Source organism: Streptomyces sp. NPDC036815 (genome assembly GCF_055609205.1).
On record NZ_JBVJPW010000002.1, the window covers coordinates 322,317 to 341,868 of the forward strand.

18 protein-coding genes are annotated in these 19,552 nt (G+C 71.9%); 9 read left to right on the forward strand and 9 right to left on the reverse strand.

Going from position 1 to position 19,552, the window contains the following annotated elements:
- Positions 1-72: 72 nt before the first annotated feature.
- Positions 73-1,191 (forward strand): phosphoserine transaminase, encoded by a 1,119-nt coding sequence (serC, locus tag ACZ69I_RS07665; RefSeq protein WP_467672666.1) that lies wholly within the window; start codon positions 73-75, stop codon positions 1,189-1,191.
- A gap of 79 nt (positions 1,192-1,270) precedes the next feature.
- On the opposite strand, the gene ACZ69I_RS07670 is transcribed toward serC, so the two are convergent.
- Positions 1,271-2,101: an ABC transporter permease gene (locus ACZ69I_RS07670; protein ID WP_470830923.1), complete on the reverse strand. Its 831-nt coding sequence runs from the start codon at positions 2,099-2,101 to the stop codon at positions 1,271-1,273.
- Positions 2,098-3,063, reverse strand: a complete 966-nt coding sequence (locus ACZ69I_RS07675; protein ID WP_470830924.1) for an ATP-binding cassette domain-containing protein — start codon at positions 3,061-3,063, stop codon at positions 2,098-2,100. Before ACZ69I_RS07675 ends, ACZ69I_RS07670 begins: the two co-directional genes overlap by 4 nt.
- Positions 3,064-3,194: 131 nt before the next feature.
- Between ACZ69I_RS07675 and ACZ69I_RS07680 the strand changes: the two genes are divergently transcribed.
- On the forward strand, positions 3,195-3,962 hold the full coding sequence (locus ACZ69I_RS07680) for a TetR/AcrR family transcriptional regulator (protein ID WP_467672672.1): 768 nt from the start codon (positions 3,195-3,197) through the stop codon (positions 3,960-3,962).
- A gap of 25 nt (positions 3,963-3,987) precedes the next feature.
- Here ACZ69I_RS07680 and ACZ69I_RS07685 read toward each other — a convergent pair whose 3' ends face one another.
- Complete coding sequence (locus ACZ69I_RS07685) at positions 3,988-4,995, reverse strand: TolB-like translocation protein (RefSeq protein WP_470830925.1); 1,008 nt, start codon at positions 4,993-4,995, stop codon at positions 3,988-3,990.
- A gap of 85 nt (positions 4,996-5,080) precedes the next feature.
- On the opposite strand from ACZ69I_RS07685, the gene ACZ69I_RS07690 reads away from it, so the two are divergent.
- From ACZ69I_RS07690 to ACZ69I_RS07700, 3 genes are read left to right on the forward strand one after another with little or no spacing between them, the layout of a single operon-like run.
- The gene (locus tag ACZ69I_RS07690; RefSeq protein WP_470830926.1) at positions 5,081-5,797 is read left to right on the forward strand and encodes a GDSL-type esterase/lipase family protein; all 717 of its coding nucleotides are present in this window, start codon (positions 5,081-5,083) and stop codon (positions 5,795-5,797) included.
- A complete protein-coding gene (locus ACZ69I_RS07695) occupies positions 5,794-6,300 on the forward strand; it encodes a hypothetical protein (protein ID WP_470830927.1) in 507 nt (168 codons plus the stop codon). Before ACZ69I_RS07690 ends, ACZ69I_RS07695 begins: the two co-directional genes overlap by 4 nt.
- Positions 6,297-6,662, forward strand: a complete 366-nt coding sequence (locus ACZ69I_RS07700) for a hypothetical protein (protein WP_467672680.1) — start codon at positions 6,297-6,299, stop codon at positions 6,660-6,662. Before ACZ69I_RS07695 ends, ACZ69I_RS07700 begins: the two co-directional genes overlap by 4 nt.
- A 341-nt stretch (positions 6,663-7,003) precedes the next feature.
- Here ACZ69I_RS07700 and thpR read toward each other — a convergent pair whose 3' ends face one another.
- Positions 7,004-7,594 (reverse strand): RNA 2',3'-cyclic phosphodiesterase, encoded by a 591-nt coding sequence (thpR, locus tag ACZ69I_RS07705; protein WP_470830928.1) that lies wholly within the window; start codon positions 7,592-7,594, stop codon positions 7,004-7,006.
- A 24-nt stretch (positions 7,595-7,618) separates the two neighbouring features.
- Here thpR and ACZ69I_RS07710 point away from each other — a divergent pair, with 24 nt between their 5' ends.
- Complete coding sequence (locus tag ACZ69I_RS07710; RefSeq protein ID WP_470830929.1) at positions 7,619-8,167, forward strand: GNAT family N-acetyltransferase; 549 nt, start codon at positions 7,619-7,621, stop codon at positions 8,165-8,167.
- Positions 8,168-8,277: 110 nt separating this feature from the next.
- Here the strand turns inward: ACZ69I_RS07710 and ACZ69I_RS07715 are convergent, their stop codons facing one another.
- Together ACZ69I_RS07715 and ACZ69I_RS07720 are read right to left on the reverse strand one after the other, a co-directional pair.
- Positions 8,278-9,624 (reverse strand): MFS transporter, encoded by a 1,347-nt coding sequence (locus ACZ69I_RS07715; RefSeq protein WP_467672686.1) that lies wholly within the window; start codon positions 9,622-9,624, stop codon positions 8,278-8,280.
- 72 nt (positions 9,625-9,696) lie between these two features.
- Complete coding sequence (locus ACZ69I_RS07720; protein ID WP_361721338.1) at positions 9,697-10,134, reverse strand: MarR family winged helix-turn-helix transcriptional regulator; 438 nt, start codon at positions 10,132-10,134, stop codon at positions 9,697-9,699.
- A gap of 143 nt (positions 10,135-10,277) precedes the next feature.
- On the opposite strand from ACZ69I_RS07720, the gene ACZ69I_RS07725 reads away from it, so the two are divergent.
- Complete coding sequence (locus tag ACZ69I_RS07725; RefSeq protein WP_467672688.1) at positions 10,278-10,460, forward strand: ribbon-helix-helix protein, CopG family; 183 nt, start codon at positions 10,278-10,280, stop codon at positions 10,458-10,460.
- A gap of 34 nt (positions 10,461-10,494) precedes the next feature.
- Here ACZ69I_RS07725 and ACZ69I_RS07730 read toward each other — a convergent pair whose 3' ends face one another.
- Complete coding sequence (locus ACZ69I_RS07730) at positions 10,495-11,943, reverse strand: NCS2 family permease (protein WP_467672690.1); 1,449 nt, start codon at positions 11,941-11,943, stop codon at positions 10,495-10,497.
- Between the two features lie 217 nt (positions 11,944-12,160).
- Between ACZ69I_RS07730 and ACZ69I_RS07735 the strand changes: the two genes are divergently transcribed.
- Both ACZ69I_RS07735 and ACZ69I_RS07740 read left to right on the forward strand, forming a co-directional pair.
- Positions 12,161-12,424, forward strand: a complete 264-nt coding sequence (locus ACZ69I_RS07735) for a DUF2530 domain-containing protein (protein WP_467672692.1) — start codon at positions 12,161-12,163, stop codon at positions 12,422-12,424.
- Between the two features lie 188 nt (positions 12,425-12,612).
- Positions 12,613-15,018 (forward strand): cation-translocating P-type ATPase, encoded by a 2,406-nt coding sequence (locus ACZ69I_RS07740; protein ID WP_470830930.1) that lies wholly within the window; start codon positions 12,613-12,615, stop codon positions 15,016-15,018.
- Positions 15,019-15,032: 14 nt separating this feature from the next.
- On the opposite strand, the gene ACZ69I_RS07745 is transcribed toward ACZ69I_RS07740, so the two are convergent.
- Complete coding sequence (locus ACZ69I_RS07745) at positions 15,033-15,881, reverse strand: calcium-binding protein (RefSeq protein ID WP_470830931.1); 849 nt, start codon at positions 15,879-15,881, stop codon at positions 15,033-15,035.
- 209 nt (positions 15,882-16,090) lie between these two features.
- Positions 16,091-19,375, reverse strand: coding sequence for a sacsin N-terminal ATP-binding-like domain-containing protein (locus ACZ69I_RS07750; RefSeq protein ID WP_470830932.1), 3,285 nt, complete (start codon positions 19,373-19,375; stop codon positions 16,091-16,093).
- Positions 19,376-19,552 lie beyond the last annotated feature (177 nt).

The window sequence follows — 19,552 nt, forward strand, 5'->3', positions numbered from 1 at the left end:
GCCGGGTGGGCCCAACATCTCACCCGGCGGACACCACAAAGATCGCGCACCCCGAGCCGCTAGGCTCCCCCCGTGGCTGAGATCCAGATTCCCGCTGACATGAAGCCCGCCGACGGCCGTTTCGGCGCGGGCCCCTCCAAGGTGCGTACGGAGGCGCTGGACGCCCTGGCCGCCACCGGCACCTCCCTCCTCGGAACCTCCCACCGCCAGGCCCCGGTCAAGAACCTGGTCGGGCGCGTGCGCGAGGGCATCGCCGACCTCTTCTCCCTCCCCGAGGGGTACGAGGTGATCCTCGGCAACGGTGGCTCCACCGCGTTCTGGGACGTGGCGACGCACGGCCTGATCGAGAACAAGTCGCAGCACCTGAACTTCGGCGAGTTCTCCTCCAAGTTCGCGAAGGCGTCGAAGCTCGCCCCGTGGCTGGCCGAGCCGACCGTGATCGCGAGCGAGCCGGGCACGCACCCCGACCCGAAGGCGGAGGCGGGCGTCGACGTCTACGCCTTCACGCACAACGAGACCTCCACCGGCGTCGCCGCGCCGATCAAGCGCGTCCCGGGCGCCGACGAGGGCTCCCTCGTCCTCGTGGACGCCACGTCCGGCGCGGGCGGCCTGCCGGTCGACATCGCGGAGACGGACGTCTACTACTTCGCCCCGCAGAAGTCGTTCGCCTCGGACGGCGGCCTCTGGCTGGCCGCGTTCTCCCCGGCGGCGATCGAGCGCGCCGAGCGGATCCACGCCTCGGGCCGCCACGTCCCGGAGTTCTTCTCGCTCCCGACGGCGATCGACAACTCCCGCAAGAACCAGACGTACAACACCCCGGCCCTCGCCACGCTCTTCCTGCTCGCCGAGCAGCTGGACTGGATGAACTCGCAGGGCGGCCTGGAGTTCACGACCGGCCGCACGGCCGCGTCCTCGCGCACGCTGTACGGCTGGGCCGAGGAGTCCAAGTACGCGACGCCGTTCGTCACGGACCCGGCGAAGCGGTCGCAGGTCATCGGGACGATCGACTTCGCGGACGAGATCGACGCGGGCGCTGTCGCGAAGGCGTTGCGGGCGAACGGGATCGTGGACACGGAGCCGTACCGGAAGCTGGGCCGGAACCAGTTGCGCGTGGCGATGTTCCCGGCGATCGATCCGGCGGACGTCGAGGCGCTCACGAAGTGCATCGACTACGTCATCGAGAAGCTGTAGGGATTCGCTGCGCGACCAGCTGCGGGTTGGTTGTGGCTGGTCGCGCAGTTCCCCGCGCCCCTAAAAGGCGCCCCGAGCCTCAGCGGCTCAGGCCCCTGAACCTCCGTACCGCCAGCGGCAGGAACACCAGCGAGATCGCCACCGGCCAGGCCACCGCCATCAGGATCGCGTGCTGCTCGACCCAGGTGTCGCCGCCCGCGCCGGGGTTGCCGAAGAGCTCGCGGGTGGCCGTGCCCGTCGAGGAAACGGGGTTCCACGCGGCGACGGGTGCCAGCCAGTCCGGCATGAGCGACGGCGCCACGAACACGCTGGAGATCATCGTGAGCGGGAAGGCCACCGCGTAGAGGCCGCCCGCCGCCTCCGGGGTCGGCACGACCAGGCCGAGGAAGACCCCGACCCAGATCAGGCTGAACCGCAGGAACAGCAGCAGCCCGAAGGCGAGCAGGGTGTCGGCCACGCCCGCGCTGGAGCGCCAGCCGATGGCGAGCGCGGTCAGGGCGAGGATGGTCAACTCGGCGCAGGCCACGATGAGATCGGCCAGGCCGCGCCCCGACGCCACGGCGGAGGGCGCCATCGGCATCGAGCGGAAGCGGTCGATGACGCCCTTCGTCGCGTCCGTCACGACCCCCATCGCGGTGTTCATGAACCCGAAGGCCATGGTCATCACGAACATGCCGGGCATCAGGAACTGCTGGTAGTCGCCGTCCTCGCCGCCGCCCGGCACCTTCATCGCCTCGCCGAACACGAAGCCGTACAGCAGCACGCTGATGATGGGGAAGCCCAGCTGCCAGGCGATGGTCACGGGTTGGCGCCGGAAGTGGGTGAGGTAGCGGCGGGTGACGTTCCAGCTGTCGGCGAGGGCCCAGAAGAGGCGCCCGCGCGAGGGCGCGGTGGTGGAGAGGGCGCTCACGCGGCGGCCTCCGTCCCGTGGATCTCGCCGGTCAGGCGCAGGAACACGTCGTCCAGGCTCGGCCTGCGCAGCCCGATGTCCTCGACGGCGATGCCCTCGTCGCGCAGGGTCCGCGCCACGTCCGTGAGGGCGGCGACCCGGTCGGTCACGGCGCCCTGCACGCGGCGCTCCAGGTCGAAGGTGACGGGTTCGCCGTCGCAGACGCGGGCGACGGCCTTGGCCACCGCGGGCAGGTCGGCGGCCTCGCGCACGACGACGTCGAGGTGGCTGCCGCCCACCGTGTTCTTCAGGCCGTCGGGGGTGTCGTCGGCGATGGCCCGGCCCCGGTCGATGACGGTGATGCGGGAGGCGAGCCGGTCGGCCTCCTCCAGGTACTGGGTGGTGAGCAGGACGGTCGTGCCGCCCGCGACCAACTCCCGCACGCTCTCCCAGACTTCCTGCCGGCTGCGCGGGTCGAGGCCGGTGGTCGGCTCGTCGAGGAAGAGGACGGCGGGCGCGAGGATCATCGAGGCGGCCAGGTCGAGCCTGCGCCGCATGCCGCCGCTGTACTGGCCCGCCCCCTTCTCCGCCGCGTCCTGGAGGTGGAACTGTTCGAGGAGTTCCCGGGCGCGGGTGGCCGCGCGCCGGGCGCCCAGGTGGAAGAGGCGGCCGAACATCTCCAGGTTCTGCCGTCCGGTGAGGATCTCGTCGACCGCCGCGTACTGGCCGGTGAGCCCGATGCGGCCGCGGACCCGTGCCGGTTCGCGCGCCACGTCCGCGCCGGCCACCTCCGCGTGGCCGCCGTCGGGCCGGACGAGGGTGGCGAGGATGCGTACGGCGGTGGTCTTGCCCGCGCCGTTGGGCCCGAGGAGCCCGTGCACCGTGCCCCGTTGGACGTGCAGGTCGAAGCCGTTCAGGGCGTGTTTCTCCCCGTACCGCTTCACCAGCCCCTCGGCGACCACCGCACAGCCTTGCTCGTTCATCGCTTCCCCTTCCCGAACCGACCGCCGCACACGAACCCACTGAGTACGCCGTACCCAGTGGAGAGTACACCGTACCCAGTTGCGCGGGTACACCGTACTCAATTTCTGTCCGCACGATTAGGCTGAGCGCCATGACGAGCACCAACGGCGGCGACGACCGGCGCACCGGCAGCGACATCACCCGCAGCCTGGACCTGCTCTGGGGCGAGGGCGGGCGCCCGGCCCGTGGCCCCAAGCCGGGGCTCACCCTGGACCGGATCGTCACGGAGGCGGTGCGCCTGGCGGACGCCGAAGGGCTCGCGGCGGTCTCGATGCGCCGCCTCGCCACGGAACTGGGCACCGGCACGATGTCCCTGTACCGCTACGTCCCCGGCAAGGGCGATCTGGTCGACCTGATGCTGGACCGCGTGCACACGCCGCCCGAGGAGGACGGGCCCTGGACGGGCGGCTGGCGCGAGGGCGTCGAGGAGTACGCCCGCGAGACCCTCGTCCTCTACCGCCGCCACCCCTGGCTGCTCCACGCCAACCAGGCCCGCCCGGTGCTCGGCCCCGGCTCCGTGGGCGGCCTCGACCGCACCCTGTCCCGGATCAAGTCGATGGGCCTGACCGACCCCGAACTGGTCGGCGTGATCGTCATGACGGAGGGGTACGTCACCGGGGTCGCCCGCACCCAGGTGCACGAGGCGGAGGCGGCGCAGCGGACCGGCCTGACCGACGAGGCGTTCTGGGCGGCGCAGGCCCCGACCCTCGAGCGGATCATGCGCAGCGGCCGCTACCCGACCCTCGCGCAGCTCTCCGACGACTCGTTCGGCACGGACTTCGACCACTTCGAGTTCGGCCTGCAGCGGCTCCTGGACGGCCTGGACGTACTGGTGGCCGCCCGGCGCGCTCAGAAGTGAGCCGCCGGGCACTTCCCCCTACCCGCTACCTGCCGCCGCGCCGCCCGAGCCGCTTCAGGCCGAACACGGCGAGCAGCACGGCCCCGACGACGACGGCACCCGTCTTGAGGCTGCCGCTCAGGAACGGATCGTCGTCACCCTCACGGGCCGTACCCCCGTTCCCCGAAGAGGAGTCGGCGTTCCCGCTGCCCCCTCCGCCGGGCGCCTCGACCGGCTCCACCTCGCTCTGCGCGCCCTCGCTGCCGTACATCAGGGTCGTGCCGTCCAGGGTGTACGTGACGGACTCGCCCTGCCGCTGCAGTGGCACGCTCAGCCTGCCCTTGCGGTGCGGCTTCTTGCCGTCGCCCTGCCACGCGTACCAGACGCCGCCGAAGTACCCGCGCACGGCGAGCTGCTCGCCGTTCGGCGAGAAGGCGCCGTCGGTCACCCAGAGGTCGATGTCGGAGACGCGCTTGAAGACGTTCGTGCCGGAGGCGGACATCCGCTCCGGGCCCTCGTACAACCCGCCGCCGTCCTCGTTCTTGCTCACGATGTAGATCCGCCCGGTCTTCGGGTGGACCATCATCGCCTCCGCGTCCCGCGCCCCGTCGGCGTACTTGACGACGTACTGGGTGGCGCGGACCGTCTGGTTCCGCAGCCGCTCGGGCTCGGGGAGCTTGTAGATCCAGACGTTCTTCCAGGTGCCGTTGAGGTTGTCGCCGATGTCGCCGACGTAGATGTTGCCGTCGCTGCCGACCGAGATCGCCTCGACGTCGCGCGGGGCGCCGACGCCGGTCATGGTGAGGGTGGCGACCGTCTCCCCCGTCCTGGAGTCGACCGCGTACAGGTAGGCGCCCTTGTCCTGGTCGTTGTGCGTCCAGTAGATGCCGGGGTGGGCGCGGGAGGCGGCCAGACCGCTGGACTCGACGATCCGTGGATCCTTGATCGTGAACCCGTCGTGGTCGTCGGCCGCGGCGGGTGCGGCGGGCACGGCCACGGCGAAGGCCAGCACGGCACCGGCGAGAACTGACGGAACAGCCCGAAGCGAACGCATGGGCCCAAGCGTGCCATCCGCCCGCGCGGGCGGCGTGCGCAGCCTCACATCGCAGCCGGTACCCCCGATCCGCGATGATGAGCGGATGCTCAGGTTCATGTTCGTCGGCGACTCCATGACGATCGGAAGCGCCGGGGAACATACCTGGCGATACCGGATGTGGCAGCACCTGCGCGGCACCCTCGGCCCCGAGGGCTTCGCCGTGGTCGGCCCGCGCACCGCCCTCTACGACAAGGCGGCGGGCGAGCCCCTCTCCCACGACTACGCGGACGCGTCCCCCGACTTCCCCCGCAACCACCTCGCGGGCTGGGGCGAGGGCTGGCAGCACCTGGCCCCGCGGATCGCCGACGCGCTGACCCGCGACCCCGCCGACATCCTGCTCATCTCGCTCGGCCTGATCGACCTGGGCTTCTACACGAACGCGGAGCAGACGACGCGCAACGTCCGCGCCTTCGTCGAGGCGGCCCGCACGGCGAACCCGCACGTCCGGATGGTCCTGCTCCCGGTGATCCCCAACATCCGCGCCGAGTCGGACGCACCCTTCGCCACCGAGGTCGCCCGCTTCAACGAACTCCTCGCGAAAACGACCGCGGACCTGGCCACCCCCCTCTCCCCCCTCCTCCTGGCCTCGCCCCCGCCGTCGTACGACATCCACGCGGATACGTACGACGGCACCCACCCGAACGCGAGCGGCGAACACAAGCTGGCGGGGGCGTTCGCGGGGGCGATGGCGCAGGCATGGGGAACCACCCTTGAGGGCGATGGCGTACCGGCGACCTTCGAAGTACTTTCAAAGTCATGAGCTCCAAGAGCACAGCCGTCGGCGCCGCCGCCCCCACGGACGCGGTGAACTTCTCCGAGCTGGTGAACAAGAACAAGCAGACGATCGCCCGGCTCAACAAGACGCCCCGGCTCCTCCTGCACCGCAGGGACGGCGAAGACCTGGTCCTCACCACGGCGGCGCGGGCCGAGCAGGACCAGACGGTGGTCTCGGCGGCGACCCGCATGCTCGCCGCGATGGCCCGACGCGAGCCCGGCAGCATGGAACTCCTTCTCGACATACTGCCGGAGGCATTCCCCTGGGTCCGTTTCCTCCCCGAAGCGGATGTCCACGCCTTCGCCCTCGAACTGGTCGACACGATGCGCGCCGCCGACTCGATCTCCAACAGCGCGGCCGTGGCCCAACTCCTCACTGCCTGGCAGCACACAGCCGAGGCCCACTCGGACCCGGCCCTCCTCGCCGCGCTGACCAGGGACCACGACGCGGACTACGGCCCGGCGCCGGATCCCAGGAACGCGGAGTGACGGCGGGCCGCGGCGACCGGGCCGCGCCACCGGCCCCGGAAGGCCAGTGGGACGTCCGTTTCGCCGACGCGGCCGCAGCGAAGGGCTGGGAAAGCCTGTGCCGTCAGGCCCGCGAGAACACGTACCGCGCCTGGCTCACCATGCGTACGGACCCTGGACCCACCACCGAGACTCCACGCCACCACCGCCTCAAAGGCTCACTGGCACACGGCACTTACCGTGCGCAGACCTGCGAGCAGTGGCAGATCGAGGTGACGGGGGGCGGACGCCTCTGGTACCTCATCGACACGGCTCGCGACACGTGCTGGATCACGTACGCGGGCACGGCACATCCGCGTGCCACGGACCGGCGTAAGGGGTAACGCCCCTTGGCTCGCCGCCCGCGTCAGGCGGTTCGCCGGGGTCGACATCGTGTACATCCCGATGCCGTGTGCAGGACCACGCAGACGTGGCAGTCGTTGCGCACGGCGACCGTCATGATGACGACCTCGCGGGCGACGGGGAGACCTTCCCCGGTCTCGGGCCTTCCCCGGTCCCGGGCCCTCCCCGGAGTCCTTCGCCTGGTGATCCCGTGAGGGAGATACGGGCGGCGGCGCGCGTCGGCTAGCCGCCGACCGCGGCCGCCACCGCCACCACGATGAACATCAGCACGAGCACACCGGCCATGATCCGGTTCCTGGTTTTCGGGTCCACGTAGTCGAGGTTAACCGGCGCCGCCCGGCGCCCCCGAGCCGCCTCCCAGTGTCCAGCGCCCCACCGCCTCGTAACGCGGCCGCTCCCCCGCCACCCCGCTCCGCGGCAGATTGCTGCGGACCAGGGTCAGCTCCCGTACGGTCCACGCCGTGCCCTCGAAGGAGGCGAGCGCGTCCGCGAACGGTGCGAGGGCCGTCTCGCCCCGGCCGCGCGCCAGCGTGAGGTGCGGGCGGTAGTGCCGGTGCTCCTCCATCGTGACGCCCGCCCTGCGCGCCGCCGCGTCCGCCCGCTGGGCGAGCAGCCGCAGCGCGGCCACGTCCCCCGTCGCCCCGGCCCACAGCGCCCGGTCCCCGAAGTGCCCGCCGCCGCGCAGGGCGAGCCGGAAGGGCGGCGTGCGGTGCGCGGCCCGCTCCAGGCGGGCGGCCAGGTCGGGCACCGCCGCGTCGTCGACCTCCGCCATGAAGGCGAGCGTGAAGTGCCAGCCGTCCCGGGCCGTCCAGCGCAGCTCTCCGGCGCCGGAAAGCTGCTTCAAGGCGCCTGTGGCGGCGGCCAGTTCGGAGGTCACGGAGTCCGGCGGGAGGACCGCGGCGAAGAGTCTCATACGGGGTGACGCTAGCCTCCCTCCATGACAGCCATGACAGCCATGCCAGACACGGAGGCCATGAGGATCAGGCGGGGCGGAGCCGACGACATACCGGCGATCATCGCCCTCTTCGACGGCGCGGTGGAGTGGCTGGCCGCACGCGGCCGGACCGGACAGTGGGGCACGAAGCCCTGGTCGGCCAACCCGCGGGCCGTCGCGATGGTCGAGAAGTACGTGACGACGGGCGAACCGTGGATCGCCGAGATCGACGGCGCCGTTGCGGGCACGCTGACGCTCACCGACGGGCCCGGCGGCGACATCATCCCGCGGGCCGACGAGCCCGAGCGCTACGTCCACATCCTCGCCGCCGACCGCACCCGCCACGCCGGGCGCGGGGTCGGCCGCGCCCTCCTCGCGCACGCGACGGAGGAGACCCGCAGACAGGGAGTGTCCCTGCTCCGGGTCGACTGCTACGCGGGCGACGACGGCAAGCTCGTCGCGTACTACGAGTCCAACGGCTTCACGCCGACCGAGGCCTTCACGGGGCCGGACGGCACCTGGCCGGGCCAGGTCCTGGCCCGCCGCGTCTGACCGCCGCGCCCCGGCACCGGTCCACCTTCAGCCGGAGGCCGGCCGCGCGGGACGAGCGTGCGGCGGGCACCGGCCCCGTGGACCCGCTGCCCGCCGCACGGCGCACGGCGCTACGCCGCCGCCGCCAGCTCCCGTTCCCTGGGAACGAACCGCACGTGCTGGTGGCCCCGGCGCAGGTCCACCTTCAGCCGGAGGTTCGCCGCGCGGGCCAGCATCAGGCCGACGCCGACCGCGGCGAGCGCGCAGACGAGTCCGCCGGCGGCCATGCTGATCCGGACGCCGTAGGCGTCGGCGAGCCAGCCGAAGAGCGGGCCGCCCAGCGGTGTGCCGCCGGTGAAGACCATCATGAACAGCGACATGACGCGGCCCCGCATCTCGGGGTCGGTGGCCATCTGCACCGAGGAGTTGGCGGTGACGTTCACCGTCAGGCCGAGGATGCCGATCGGCACGATCAGCGCGACGAACATCCACAGCTCGGGCGCGAACGCGGCCACGATCTGCAGCACGCCGAAGGCGGTGGCCGCCCCGGCGAGGAGCCGCAGGCGCGAGGTGCCGCGGCGGGCCGCGAGCAGCGCGCCCGCCAGCGAGCCGATCGCCATCAGGGTGTTGAACAGCCCGTACATCCCCACGCCGCCGTGGAAGACGTCGTCCGCGAAGGCACTCAGCCAGATCGGGAAGTTGAAGCCGAACGTGCCGATGAAGCCGACGAGGACGATCGGCCAGATCAGCTCGGGGTTCTTCGACACGTAGTTCAGGCCTTCCCTCAGCTGCCCCTTGCCGCGCGGCTTGCGCGGCGTGTGGTGCAGCTCGCTCGTCCGCATGAGGAGCAGACCGGTGAGCGGCGCGAGGAAGGACAGGCCGTTGGCGAGGAACGCCCAGCCGGGCCCGACGGCGGCGGTCAGCGCGCTCGCCACGGCGGGGCCGACGAGCCGGGCGGACTGGAAGTTGGCGGAGTTCAGCGAGACGGCGTTGCGGAGCTGGTCGGGTCCCACCATCTCGGACACGAAGGACTGCCGCGTCGGGTTGTCGACGACGGTGACGAGGCCGGTGAAGAAGGCCGCGAAGTAGACGTGCCAGACCTGGACGTTGCCGGTCAGGGTGAGGGCCGCGAGGAAGAGCCCGCTGAGGCTCATCGCGCCCTGGGTAAGGAAGAGCAGGTTCCGCTTGGCGAAGCGGTCGGCGATCACTCCGCCGTACAGCCCGAGGAGCAGCATCGGCAGGAACTGCATGGCCGTGGTGATACCGACGGCCGCGGAGGATCCGGTCAGGCTCAGGACCAGCCAGTCCTGGGTGATGCGGGCCATCCAGGTGCCGGTGTTGGAGACGACCGCGCCGGTCGCGAAGAGCCGGTAGTTGCGGATCTTCAGCGAGCTGAACATCGAGGTCTTGCGGGGGCGGACGGTCGGGTCGAGGGCGGTTGGTGCGGGGGCGGAGTCTGCTCCGGATCCCGTACTCAAAGTGGCTTCGCCTCCTTGGCGTACGTAACGGCTCCCGCGGGTCCACGGGAGTGCCCGCGGGGTGCCGCGGGACTACAGATGCGCGAGCTTCTCCAGGACCGGAGCGGCGGCGCGCAGCCGCGCCCACTCGTCGTCGTCGAGGTGCTCGGTGAGCGACGCCAGCCAGGCGTTCCGCTTGCGGCGGCTCTCTTCGAGCATGGCCTCGGCGGTCTCCGTCTGGGTCACCACCTTCTGGCGGCGGTCCTCGGGGTGCGGCTCGAGCCGGACCAGTCCCTTCGCCTCGAGCAGGGCGACGATGCGGGTCATCGACGGGGGCTGCACGTGCTCCTTGCGGGCGAGTTCGCCCGGGGTGGCGGAGCCGCAGCGGGCAAGGGTGCCGAGCACCGACATCTCGGTGGGGCTCAGCGACTCGTCGACCCGCTGGTGCTTGAGTCGACGGGACAGGCGCATCACAGCGGAGCGCAAGGCGTTCACGGCGACGGCATCGTCACCATGGGAGAGGTCCGGCATGGTTGTTAGCGTAACTCATTACCCTAGCTAAAGACCACTCGGATTCCCCCACCGCGGGCGGCGAACCCTTTCGTCACCCGAACGAGTGAGGCGGCGCCGAAAAGCGACGCACCGGCCACCGGGTGCCCGGGACCCTGTCGGGCATGGGATCGCCAGTGCTCAGCCTGCGCATAGACGGTGAGCTGCTCGACCGGCTCCGCCGGCACGCGGCCAAAAGAGGAATGAGCGTCCAGGACTACGTGGTCCGGACGCTCATTCGCGACGACTTCGACGAGCGGTTCGCGACATCCGTCGAGGAGACGGAGAAGTTCTACGGGGCGGCGTGAGAGCCCGCACGTGTCCCCGGCGGGGTTCCGTGTCCTACGTCAGGTTCAGCGCCGGCATCAGGTAGTAGAAGGCGAACACGGCCGACACCACGTACATCGCGACCGGCACCTCCCGGGCGCGCCCGGCCGCGAGCCGCAGCACGGTGAAGCTGATGAAGCCCATGCCGATGCCGTTCGTGATCGAGTACGTGAACGGCATCATCAGCATCGTCACGAACGCCGGGATCGCGATCGTGTGGTCCGCCCAGTCGATCTGCCGGATCGACCCGGACAGGATCAGGAAGCCGACCGCGAGCAGCGCGGGCGTGGCCGCCTGGGACGGGACCATCGTGGCCAGCGGCGTGAGGAACAGGGCGACGGCGAAGAGCCCGCCGGTGACGACGTTCGCGAAGCCCGTGCGCGCCCCCTCGCCCACGCCCGCCGTGGACTCCACGAAGCAGGTGGTGGCGGAGGAGGACGAGGCGCCGCCGGCGGCGACCGCGATGCCGTCGACGAAGAGCACCTTGTTCATGCCGGGCATGTTGCCCTTGGAATCGGTCAGACCGGCCTCGTCGCCGATGCCCATGATCGTGCCCATCGCGTCGAAGAAGCACGAGAGCAGCACGGTGAAGACGAAGAGGACGCCGGTCAGGACGCCGACCTTGTCGAAGCCGCCGAAGAGGCTGATCTGGCCGACCAGCCCGAAGTCCGGCGTGGAGACGGGGTTGCCGGGCCACTCCGGGGTGGTCAGGCCCCAGGAGGGGATGTCCGCGACGGCGTTGATGATCATCGCGACGGCCGTCATGACGACGATGCTGATGAGGATGGCGCCCGGCACCTTGCGCACGAGCAGCGCCAGGGTGAGCAGCACGCCGAGCACGAAGACGAGGACGGGCCAGCCGTTGAGGTGGCCGTCGCCGCCGAGCTGGAGCGGGACGGTGGTGTGCGCGGCGTCCGGCATGCGCGAGACGAAACCGGAGTCGACGAGGCCGATCAGCATGATGAAGAGGCCGATGCCGATGGCGATGCCCTTGCGCAGGCCGAGCGGTACGGCGCTCATGACCCGCTCCCGCAGGCCTGTCGCGACGAGCAGCATGACGACGAAGCCCGCGAGGACGACCATGCCCATCGCGTCGGGCCACGACATGCGGGGCGCGAGCTGGAGGGCGACGACGGTGTTCACGCCGAGGCCGGCGGCCAGCGCGATCGGGACGTTGCCGATGACGCCCATCAGGAGCGTGGTGAAGGCGGCGGTCAGCACGGTCGCGGTGACCAGCTGCTTGTTGTCGAGCTGGTGCCCGTACATGTCCTTCGCGCTGCCCAGGATGATCGGGTTGAGCACGACGATGTAGGCCATCGCGAAGAAGGTGGCGAAGCCGCCGCGGACTTCCCTGGCGAGGGTCGAGCCGCGCTCCGAGATCTTGAAGAATGCGTCGAGGCCGTTCTGCGGGGCCTTCGGCGGCTCTTTGCGGGCGTCGACCGGAGCGCTGGCCGAGGAAGACATGGAAAACCTCATGACCTGTGAAAGAAGAAGGTGAAGTGCCGAGCTTCGCGAGCTTGTACCTTCATACGAAAGCAATCGGCCATTAACGAGCCGTTTCAGTATGAATACATGAAGCCGAAATCGCTATCTCCGCGCGTAGACCCATACGGAACAACGGGCGTACCGGCGCCCGGGAACGGGTGCACGCGCCCCTGACCCCGCCTCGTAAGCTGTAGCCATGGCGAAGTGGACCCCTAAGCACGAGGCGCCGGAGCCCCTTGAGGGCCCCGTGGTCGCCACCATCACGGGCGGCACGATCCTCTGGTTCGTCCTCTTCCTGGTCCAGCTCCCGTTCTACGGCTGGTTCGACGACCGCGACGCGACCTGGTGGGTGTGGACCTGCCTGGCCGGCGCGGGCCTCGGCCTCATCGGCATCTGGTACGTACGGGGACGCGACGCCGCGATCAAGCGGGCCGCGGCCGAGGCGGCACGGGCGGAGTAGGGCCCCGCGGCAGGAGCGGCGAGGGGCGGACCCGGCGCGCGCCAGGGCCGAAGGTCCCGCCCCCGCGGCCCGGACGTCCTGCGCCCGCGGTACGCCGTACGACCACAGGACCGACCACGTCCTACCGAGGTCGGATCTTCGGGACATTCAAGGGGTGAAGCCCCACATCCCCGCTTACCGTCGAATGCATGACGCATATCGACGCGGGCGCCGAACTCGACCCGGTCCACCCGGTGCCGCCCCCCGAGGGACGGGCCACCGGGCTGACCGCAGCGGAGGTCGCCGAGCGGGTGGCCCGCGGCGAGGTCAACGACGTACCCGTACGCAGCTCACGCTCCCTGGGCGAGATCGTCCGGGCCAACGTCTTCACCCGGTTCAACGCGATCATCGGCGTGCTCTGGGTGATCATGCTCTTCGTGGCGCCGATCCAGGACAGCCTCTTCGGCTTCGTGATCGTCGCCAACACCGGCATCGGCATCATCCAGGAGTGGCGCGCCAAGAAGACCCTGGACTCCCTCGCCGTCATCGGCGAGGCCAAGCCCACCGTCCGGCGCGACGGCGGCGCCGCCGAGATCTCCGCCTCCGAGATCGTCCTCGGCGACCTGGTGGAGCTGGGCCCCGGCGACAAGATCCCGGTGGACGGCGAGGCCGTCGAGACCGACAGCCTGGAGGTCGACGAGTCGCTCCTGACCGGCGAGGCCGACCCGGTCGTCAAGAAGCCCGGCGACAGGATGATGTCGGGCTCCTTCGTGGTCGCGGGCGGCGGCGCGTTCACCGCCACCAAGGTCGGCCGCGAGGCGTACGCGGCCCAGCTCGCCGAGGAGGCCAGCCGCTTCACGCTCGTCCACTCCGAGCTGCGCACCGGCATCTCCACCATCCTGAAGTACGTGACGTGGCTGATGGTCCCGACCTCCATCGGCCTGGTGATCTCCCAGCTCGTCGTCAAGGACGACAACTTCAAGGAGTCCATCGCGTACACGGTGGGCGGCATCGTCCCGATGATCCCCGAGGGTCTGGTCCTCCTCACCTCCGTGGCCTTCGCGATCGGCGTGATCCGGCTCGGCCGCCAGCAGTGCCTCGTCCAGGAACTCCCCGCCATCGAGGGACTCGCCCGCGTCGACACGGTCTGCCTCGACAAGACCGGCACCCTCACCGAGGGCGGCATGGACGTCACCGAGCTGCGCCCGCTGAACGGCGGCGACGAGACGTACGTACGCAAGGTCCTCGGCGCCCTCGGCGAATCCGACCCGCGGCCCAACGCCTCGCTCCAGGCGATCATCGACGCCTACCCCGACAGCGAGGAGTGGCGCTGCACGCAGTCCCTGCCCTTCTCCTCCGCCCGCAAGTACAGCGGCGCCTCCTTCAGCGAGGGCGACGGCACCGCGTCGACCTGGCTGCTCGGCGCCCCCGACGTACTGCTGCCCGACGGCGACCCGTCCCTCGCCGAGATCGAGGAGCTCAACCGGCAGGGCCTGCGCGTCCTGCTGCTCGCCCGCGCGGCCGGCGACGACCTCGACGACCCGGCCGCGGCCGAGCGGGCGGAGGCGAGCGCCCTGGTCGTCCTGGAGCAGCGACTGCGCCCCGACGCCGCCGACACCCTGCGCTACTTCGCTGAGCAGGACGTCGCCGCCAAGGTGATCTCCGGCGACAACGCGGTCTCGGTCGGCGCGGTCGCGGGCAAGCTCGGCCTGTCCGGCGCCGAGAACACGGTGGATGCCCGCAAGCTGCCCACCGAGCGGGACGGGATGGCGCAGGCCCTGGACGAGCACACCGTCTTCGGCCGGGTCACCCCGCAGCAGAAGCGCGACATGGTGGGCGCCCTGCAGTCGCACGGCCACACGGTCGCGATGACCGGTGACGGCGTGAACGACGTCCTGGCCCTCAAGGACGCCGACATCGGCGTCTCGATGGGCTCGGGCTCGGAGGCGACGCGGGCCGTCGCCCAGATCGTCCTGCTCAACAACAGCTTCGCGACGCTGCCCTCGGTGGTCGCGGAGGGCCGCCGGGTCATCGGCAACATCACGCGCGTCGCCACGCTGTTCCTGGTGAAGACCGTCTACTCGGTGATCATCGCGCTGCTCGTGGTCTGCTCACAGGTCGAGTACCTCTTCCTGCCGCGCCACCTGACGCTGCTCTCCACCCTCACCATCGGCATCCCGGCCTTCTTCCTCGCGCTGGCCCCCAACAAGGAGCGCGCGAAGCCACACTTCGTCCGCAGAGTCATGCGGTACGCGATCCCGGGCGGGGTGATCGCGGGTGTCGCCACCTTCGTGACGTACCTGCTCGCCCGGCACCACTACGCGGGCGCGGGCGCGCGGGAAGCCGAGACCAGCGCGGCCACGCTGGCGCTGTTCCTGATCGCCATGTGGGTGCTCGCCATCATCGCCCGCCCCTACACGTGGTGGCGGATCTGCCTGATCGGCGCGATGGGTCTCGGCTTCCTGCTCGTCCTGACCGTGCCCTGGCTCCAGGACTTCTTCCAGCTGAAGCTGGTGGGCACGACGATGCCGTGGGCGGCGGTCGCGATCGCGGCGGTGGCCTCGCTGGCCGTCGAGGTCGTCTACCGCTGGGTGGACCGCCGCTTCCCGGCGTGATCCCTTGCCGGGACCTAGCGGACGTCGACGAAGTCGCCGGCCGACGTCACGACCGGGGTGGTGGAGGTCCCCGCGAAGACGTAACGGAAGTAGCCGTCGGCCGAGGCCTTCACCGTGGTCTTGAGGTTGCCCTTGGTGTCGGACGTGACGGTCTTGAGGGTGGTGTAGCTGCCGGCACCCTTCTTCTTGTACTGGAGCTGCACCTTCTGCTTGGTGTAGCCGGCGTACTTCGAGGTCTCCCAGTTGGCGCGGGTGAGGGCACCGCTGACCGTCAGGGTCTTGCCCTTCTTGATGGGCTCCGGGGAGGCGTTGGTGGTCAGGCGCGCGGCGCGCAGGACGCGGGCGTCGGCCTTGGCCCCGTCGACGATGGCCTCGCCCTCGCCGTTGGCCGACACGGAGGCGTAGACCTTCCAGCCGCCGCCGGCCGCGGTGTTCGCGAAGATGTCGATCTTCGGGTCGGCGACGACGGTGACGGTGCAGGTCGAGGTGGTCTCGTCCACGGCCACGCACTTGCCCACGAAGTCGTCGGGGGTGATGACGGCGTCGGCGTGGTCCTCGTCGGGGCCGTGCCAGAGGAAGGCGCTGCCCGCCGCGATGCCCGTCGGGTCGGTCGCGGTGACGGAGACGGTGAACTTCTTCTTCTCGGTGGTGCCGAGCGTCACGTCCGTGCCGCCGTTGACGGAGACCTTGGTGATCTTGGTGTCGCCCACATCGGTGCGGGCGTCGGCGCCCTTCGCGACCTTGGCGACGGAAGCGGCGAGCTTCGGGGCGTCCGGGCCGTCGACGGCCTGGGCGGCCGGGACGACGAGTGCGGAAAGGGCCAGGGTGCCGGACAGTGCGGCCACGGTGGCACGGATGCGCATGTGTTTCCCCAGTTGGAGAAGGGGGCCCGCGGTGCGTTGCACGCCGTCACGCGGGGTCCCAGTGATCTAGGAGTCTGTTGACTCGCAAGATCAGACCCGCGACGTGGGCGACTGGTTGTACGGCCGGTGAAGATTTTGTGACCGAGTAATGGAATGTCAGGTTCCGCCCCCGTTGGGCAGGGAGGAACCCGACCTGCGCCTCCAGGCTCTCAGTCGAACCAGCGGTCCCGCGCCAACTCCGCCGTCCGTGAGGGATCTTCGAGCAGCGCCGCCACCTCGAAGCGGCGCGGCCACTGGCCCGCCGCCCAGGCCAGGCCCGCCGCCACGCCCTCCAGCGTCGCCGCGTGCACCGCGCCGTCCGGCGTGCGGCGCCAGTCCAGTTCCACGCCGCCCGCGATGAGTTCGTCGTGCTCGACGTACGTCTCCGGGGCCGTCGGCCCAAGGAGGGTCCGTACCGCGTCCGGCACCGCGTGCTCGACGCCCTCCCCCGACGGATCGGCCGCCGCCGTCTCGCTGAGCCGCCGCACCTGGAAGAGTTCGGCCAGATCGGCCGCCCTGCCGGGCTGTACGGGCAGCAGCGCCACGCCACCGGCCAGCGGGAGCAGGTCGGGGGCGTCGGCGACCACCGCGTCCGCCGCGTCGACGACCACGACCTCGCCGTCCACCACCGCACGCAACTCGTCCGGGAGCGTCACCTGATCCGGGTCGAGGTCGGCCAGCGCGCCGTACAGCGCGTGCAGTTGGGACGCGGAAACGGTCCTCTCCGGGTCCGCGAGCCGGTCGAGCAGCTCGGCCGCGCCGCCCGGCTCCTCCAGAAGGGCACCGACGGACGTCCGTACGCCCAGCGCCCGCAGCACCTGCTCGTCCCCGAAGCCGGTCGCGTCCGCCGCGTCGTACAGGCCCACGAGCAGCGGATCGCCGCCCTCCGCCCGCAGCCCGGCGGGCCGGCGGCCGTCGAGCACCGGATGCCCGCGCAGCCACCACGCCGTGTACGAACGGACCGTCTCCGTCGTCCCGTCCGGAAGGAGCACTCGCAGCGGCTGCGTCAGCGCGTCCCGCAACGGCGGGCGCGACAGCATCGCCAGGGCCTGCGGCCAGCAGTCGTCGTCGACCAGGTCGAGATCCCGTACGGCGACGATCTCGGTCGCCACCGGCGGCACGGGGGTGTCGGGCAGCCGGTCGAGCACGTCCTCGCACCACACGTCCACCGCGTCGAGGAGGCCCGCGTCGTCCGGCTCGGCGAAGTCACCCTCGCGCGGCTCCAGTTCGTCGGGGTCGAGCACGACGTCGGAGGCCCGTACGAGGGCGAAGGTCGCGAGCACGCCACAGGCGGCGAGCGGCTGTTCGCCCCAGCGCTCCGCCAGCTCCTGGTCGACGTGGGCCAGCTCGTCCTCCCGCATGGCCCGGGCGAAGGCGCTGCCCGGCAGCACCAGCTCACCGGCCGGGGCGAGTTCGCCCTCCTCGTCGGGCAGCGCGAGCGCGGCCAGCCACGGCTCGTCGCCCGGCGCGAGGTTCGCGTCCCGCACGAGCGCGAGCACGACGTCCGCCAACTCCTCGGCGTCCAGCGCCTCCTCGTCCCACGTGTCGTCGTCGAGGGACGCGGCCACGGCGGCCCGGACCTGCGGCGTCGTGAGGACGGCCCGCGGCGTCGCGGGCAGCGCGCCGAGCTTCTCCAGGAGCGGGTGGGCGGCTTCGGGATGCGCGATCTTCAGCCCGAGACGGGCGAGGACGGCGGGGTCGGGGCCGCCCGCGTCCCCGCCACCGGGGGCGGGGAGCAGCACCTGCCGGGGCCCGATCGTCGTACGCCCGCTCCGGGCGCCGAAACCGGCGGCGCTCCCGGGCCCGAAGTCCGTGCCGCCTGCGAAGTCCGTGCCGCCTGCGGAGTCCATGCCGTCGGGACCGGCCGGGCCGCCCCCGGCGCCGAAGCCCGCGGGGGCCCCTCCGGCCAGCGGCACCGGCAGCCCCGAGAGGCGGTCCGGGTCCACCCCGGCCAGGGTGTCGTAGAGCCGCCGCCACCAGTCCGGCGCCCGGTCGATGCCCGCGAGCCGGTCGATCGCCTCGGTCAGCGGCACCCGGGCCACCCCGAGCGTGCGCAGCTCGGCGCGGCGCTCCAGGCCCGCGGGCAACAGGCTCGGCAGCACCTCGGCCAGGACCCGTACGGTATCGGCGCCCGCGCCCTCCACGACCTCCGCGTCACGCGGGCGCAGCGCCTCCGGCAACGCGTCCTCGTCGCCCTCGGCGCGGGGCAGCGCGGGCGGCAGGAAGGCGGTGCGGGGCAGCCGCGCCAGGATGCCCTGCCGCAGTGCGCCGTCCAGCTCGCTCCGGCCCAGCGGCCCCGGCACGAGACCGATGATGCCCTCGGTCACCGGCCGCCACCCGTCGAGGAGTTCGGCGTACGCGTCCGCCGCCCGCTCCACCAGGAAGTCGGTCAGCGGCCCCGGCGCGGCATGCCGCCGCGCGGTGTCCAGCGGGAACGACGCGATGAGCAGCGCCGGTACGCCCAACGGCTCGTCGCTCGGCGTCGGCGCGTGCACCACGGGGGTCGTGCGGGGCCGCTCCGGAGCGCCGTCGGGCCCCACGGGCACGGCCCAGGTCACCGACCAGTGCGGCCGCAGCCGTTCCTCGACGGGCCGGTCCTTCAGGAGCGCGGCGTCGAGCGGACCGCGCGCGGCGGCGGTGCGCCAGCGCGTCGTGCCGTCACGGCTGTCCTCGACCACGGTGTACGGGGCCTCGACGCGGCGGCGCAGCGTACGCGTCGCGCCGTCCGGGGTCTCGATGCGGACTTCCGCCAGGCCGGGCAGGGCCAGGAGCAGCGCGTCGTCGACGCCGTCGAGCAGCCGGGCCACCAGGTCCTCGGCGACGGCGTCGCGCAGCGGCAGGATGACGACGGTGTCGTAGCCCTCGGGGGCGCTGCCCTCGGCGGCCAGGGGCAGCCGCAGCAGCGGCACGTGCCCGTCCCTGCGCCGGATCTCGTCACCGAGGCCCGGGCTGAACCGGGCGGTCTCCGCGGCCAGTTCGCGCGCCTCGGACAGCGACCAGCGGATGCCGCCGGTGCGCCCGACGACGGCCGGCTCGTCGGTCACGGCGAGCACCGCGGCGAAGCCGACGCCGAACCGGCCGACGCTGCTCGGGGTGCCGGCCTGCGCGTCGGCCTCCTCGGGCTGCCGCTTGGCGGAGGCCCGGAGGGTGGAGAGGGACTCGACGCCGGTGGCGTCCAGGGGGGCGCCGCTGTTCGCGGCGGCGAGGACCCCGCCGCGCAGGGTCAGCGCGAGCCGGCCGGGCACGCCCGCGCGGGCGGCGGCGTCCGAGGCGTTCTGGGCGAGCTCCACGACGAGGCGGTCGCGGTAGCCGCCGAGGGCCAGGTCCTCCTCGGCGTTCGCGTCCTCACGGAACCGGGCCGGGGCCGCGGCCCACGCGTCGAGGACTCCGCGGCGGAGGCGGGCGGTGCCGAAGGGGTCGGTGCCCTCGGCCGCCGGCCGCACGGACTTGCTCACGGTCGTCTCTCTTCTCTGCGTCGGCACCCGTTACGGGGAGGCGTGCTTGTGCCCTGCGGCGAACGGTACCGCGCAGAGGTTGGGCGGGCGGGCGGGGAGAACGCCGCGCAGCGGCGACGCGTGGGGAATCCGGGGCAGGCCGCTCAGGGCACGCTTCCGCAGGTCCACACGGCGCGA

Excerpts from the sequence above, each read along its gene's own strand:
- ACZ69I_RS07675 (WP_470830924.1), bottom strand. The coding sequence starts at position 3,063 with ATGAACGAGCAAGGCTGTGCGGTGGTCGCCGAGGGGCTGGTGAAGCGG.
- ACZ69I_RS07680 (WP_467672672.1), top strand. The coding sequence starts at position 3,195 with ATGACGAGCACCAACGGCGGCGACGACCGGCGCACCGGCAGCGACATC.
- ACZ69I_RS07685 (WP_470830925.1), bottom strand. The coding sequence starts at position 4,995 with ATGCGTTCGCTTCGGGCTGTTCCGTCAGTTCTCGCCGGTGCCGTGCTG.
- ACZ69I_RS07690 (WP_470830926.1), top strand. The coding sequence starts at position 5,081 with ATGCTCAGGTTCATGTTCGTCGGCGACTCCATGACGATCGGAAGCGCC.
- ACZ69I_RS07695 (WP_470830927.1), top strand. The coding sequence starts at position 5,794 with ATGAGCTCCAAGAGCACAGCCGTCGGCGCCGCCGCCCCCACGGACGCG.
- thpR (WP_470830928.1), bottom strand. The coding sequence starts at position 7,594 with ATGAGACTCTTCGCCGCGGTCCTCCCGCCGGACTCCGTGACCTCCGAA.
- ACZ69I_RS07710 (WP_470830929.1), top strand. The coding sequence starts at position 7,619 with ATGACAGCCATGACAGCCATGCCAGACACGGAGGCCATGAGGATCAGG.
- ACZ69I_RS07720 (WP_361721338.1), bottom strand. The coding sequence starts at position 10,134 with ATGCCGGACCTCTCCCATGGTGACGATGCCGTCGCCGTGAACGCCTTG.
- ACZ69I_RS07725 (WP_467672688.1), top strand. The coding sequence starts at position 10,278 with ATGGGATCGCCAGTGCTCAGCCTGCGCATAGACGGTGAGCTGCTCGAC.
- ACZ69I_RS07730 (WP_467672690.1), bottom strand. The coding sequence starts at position 11,943 with ATGTCTTCCTCGGCCAGCGCTCCGGTCGACGCCCGCAAAGAGCCGCCG.
- ACZ69I_RS07735 (WP_467672692.1), top strand. The coding sequence starts at position 12,161 with ATGGCGAAGTGGACCCCTAAGCACGAGGCGCCGGAGCCCCTTGAGGGC.
- ACZ69I_RS07740 (WP_470830930.1), top strand. The coding sequence starts at position 12,613 with ATGACGCATATCGACGCGGGCGCCGAACTCGACCCGGTCCACCCGGTG.
- ACZ69I_RS07745 (WP_470830931.1), bottom strand. The coding sequence starts at position 15,881 with ATGCGCATCCGTGCCACCGTGGCCGCACTGTCCGGCACCCTGGCCCTT.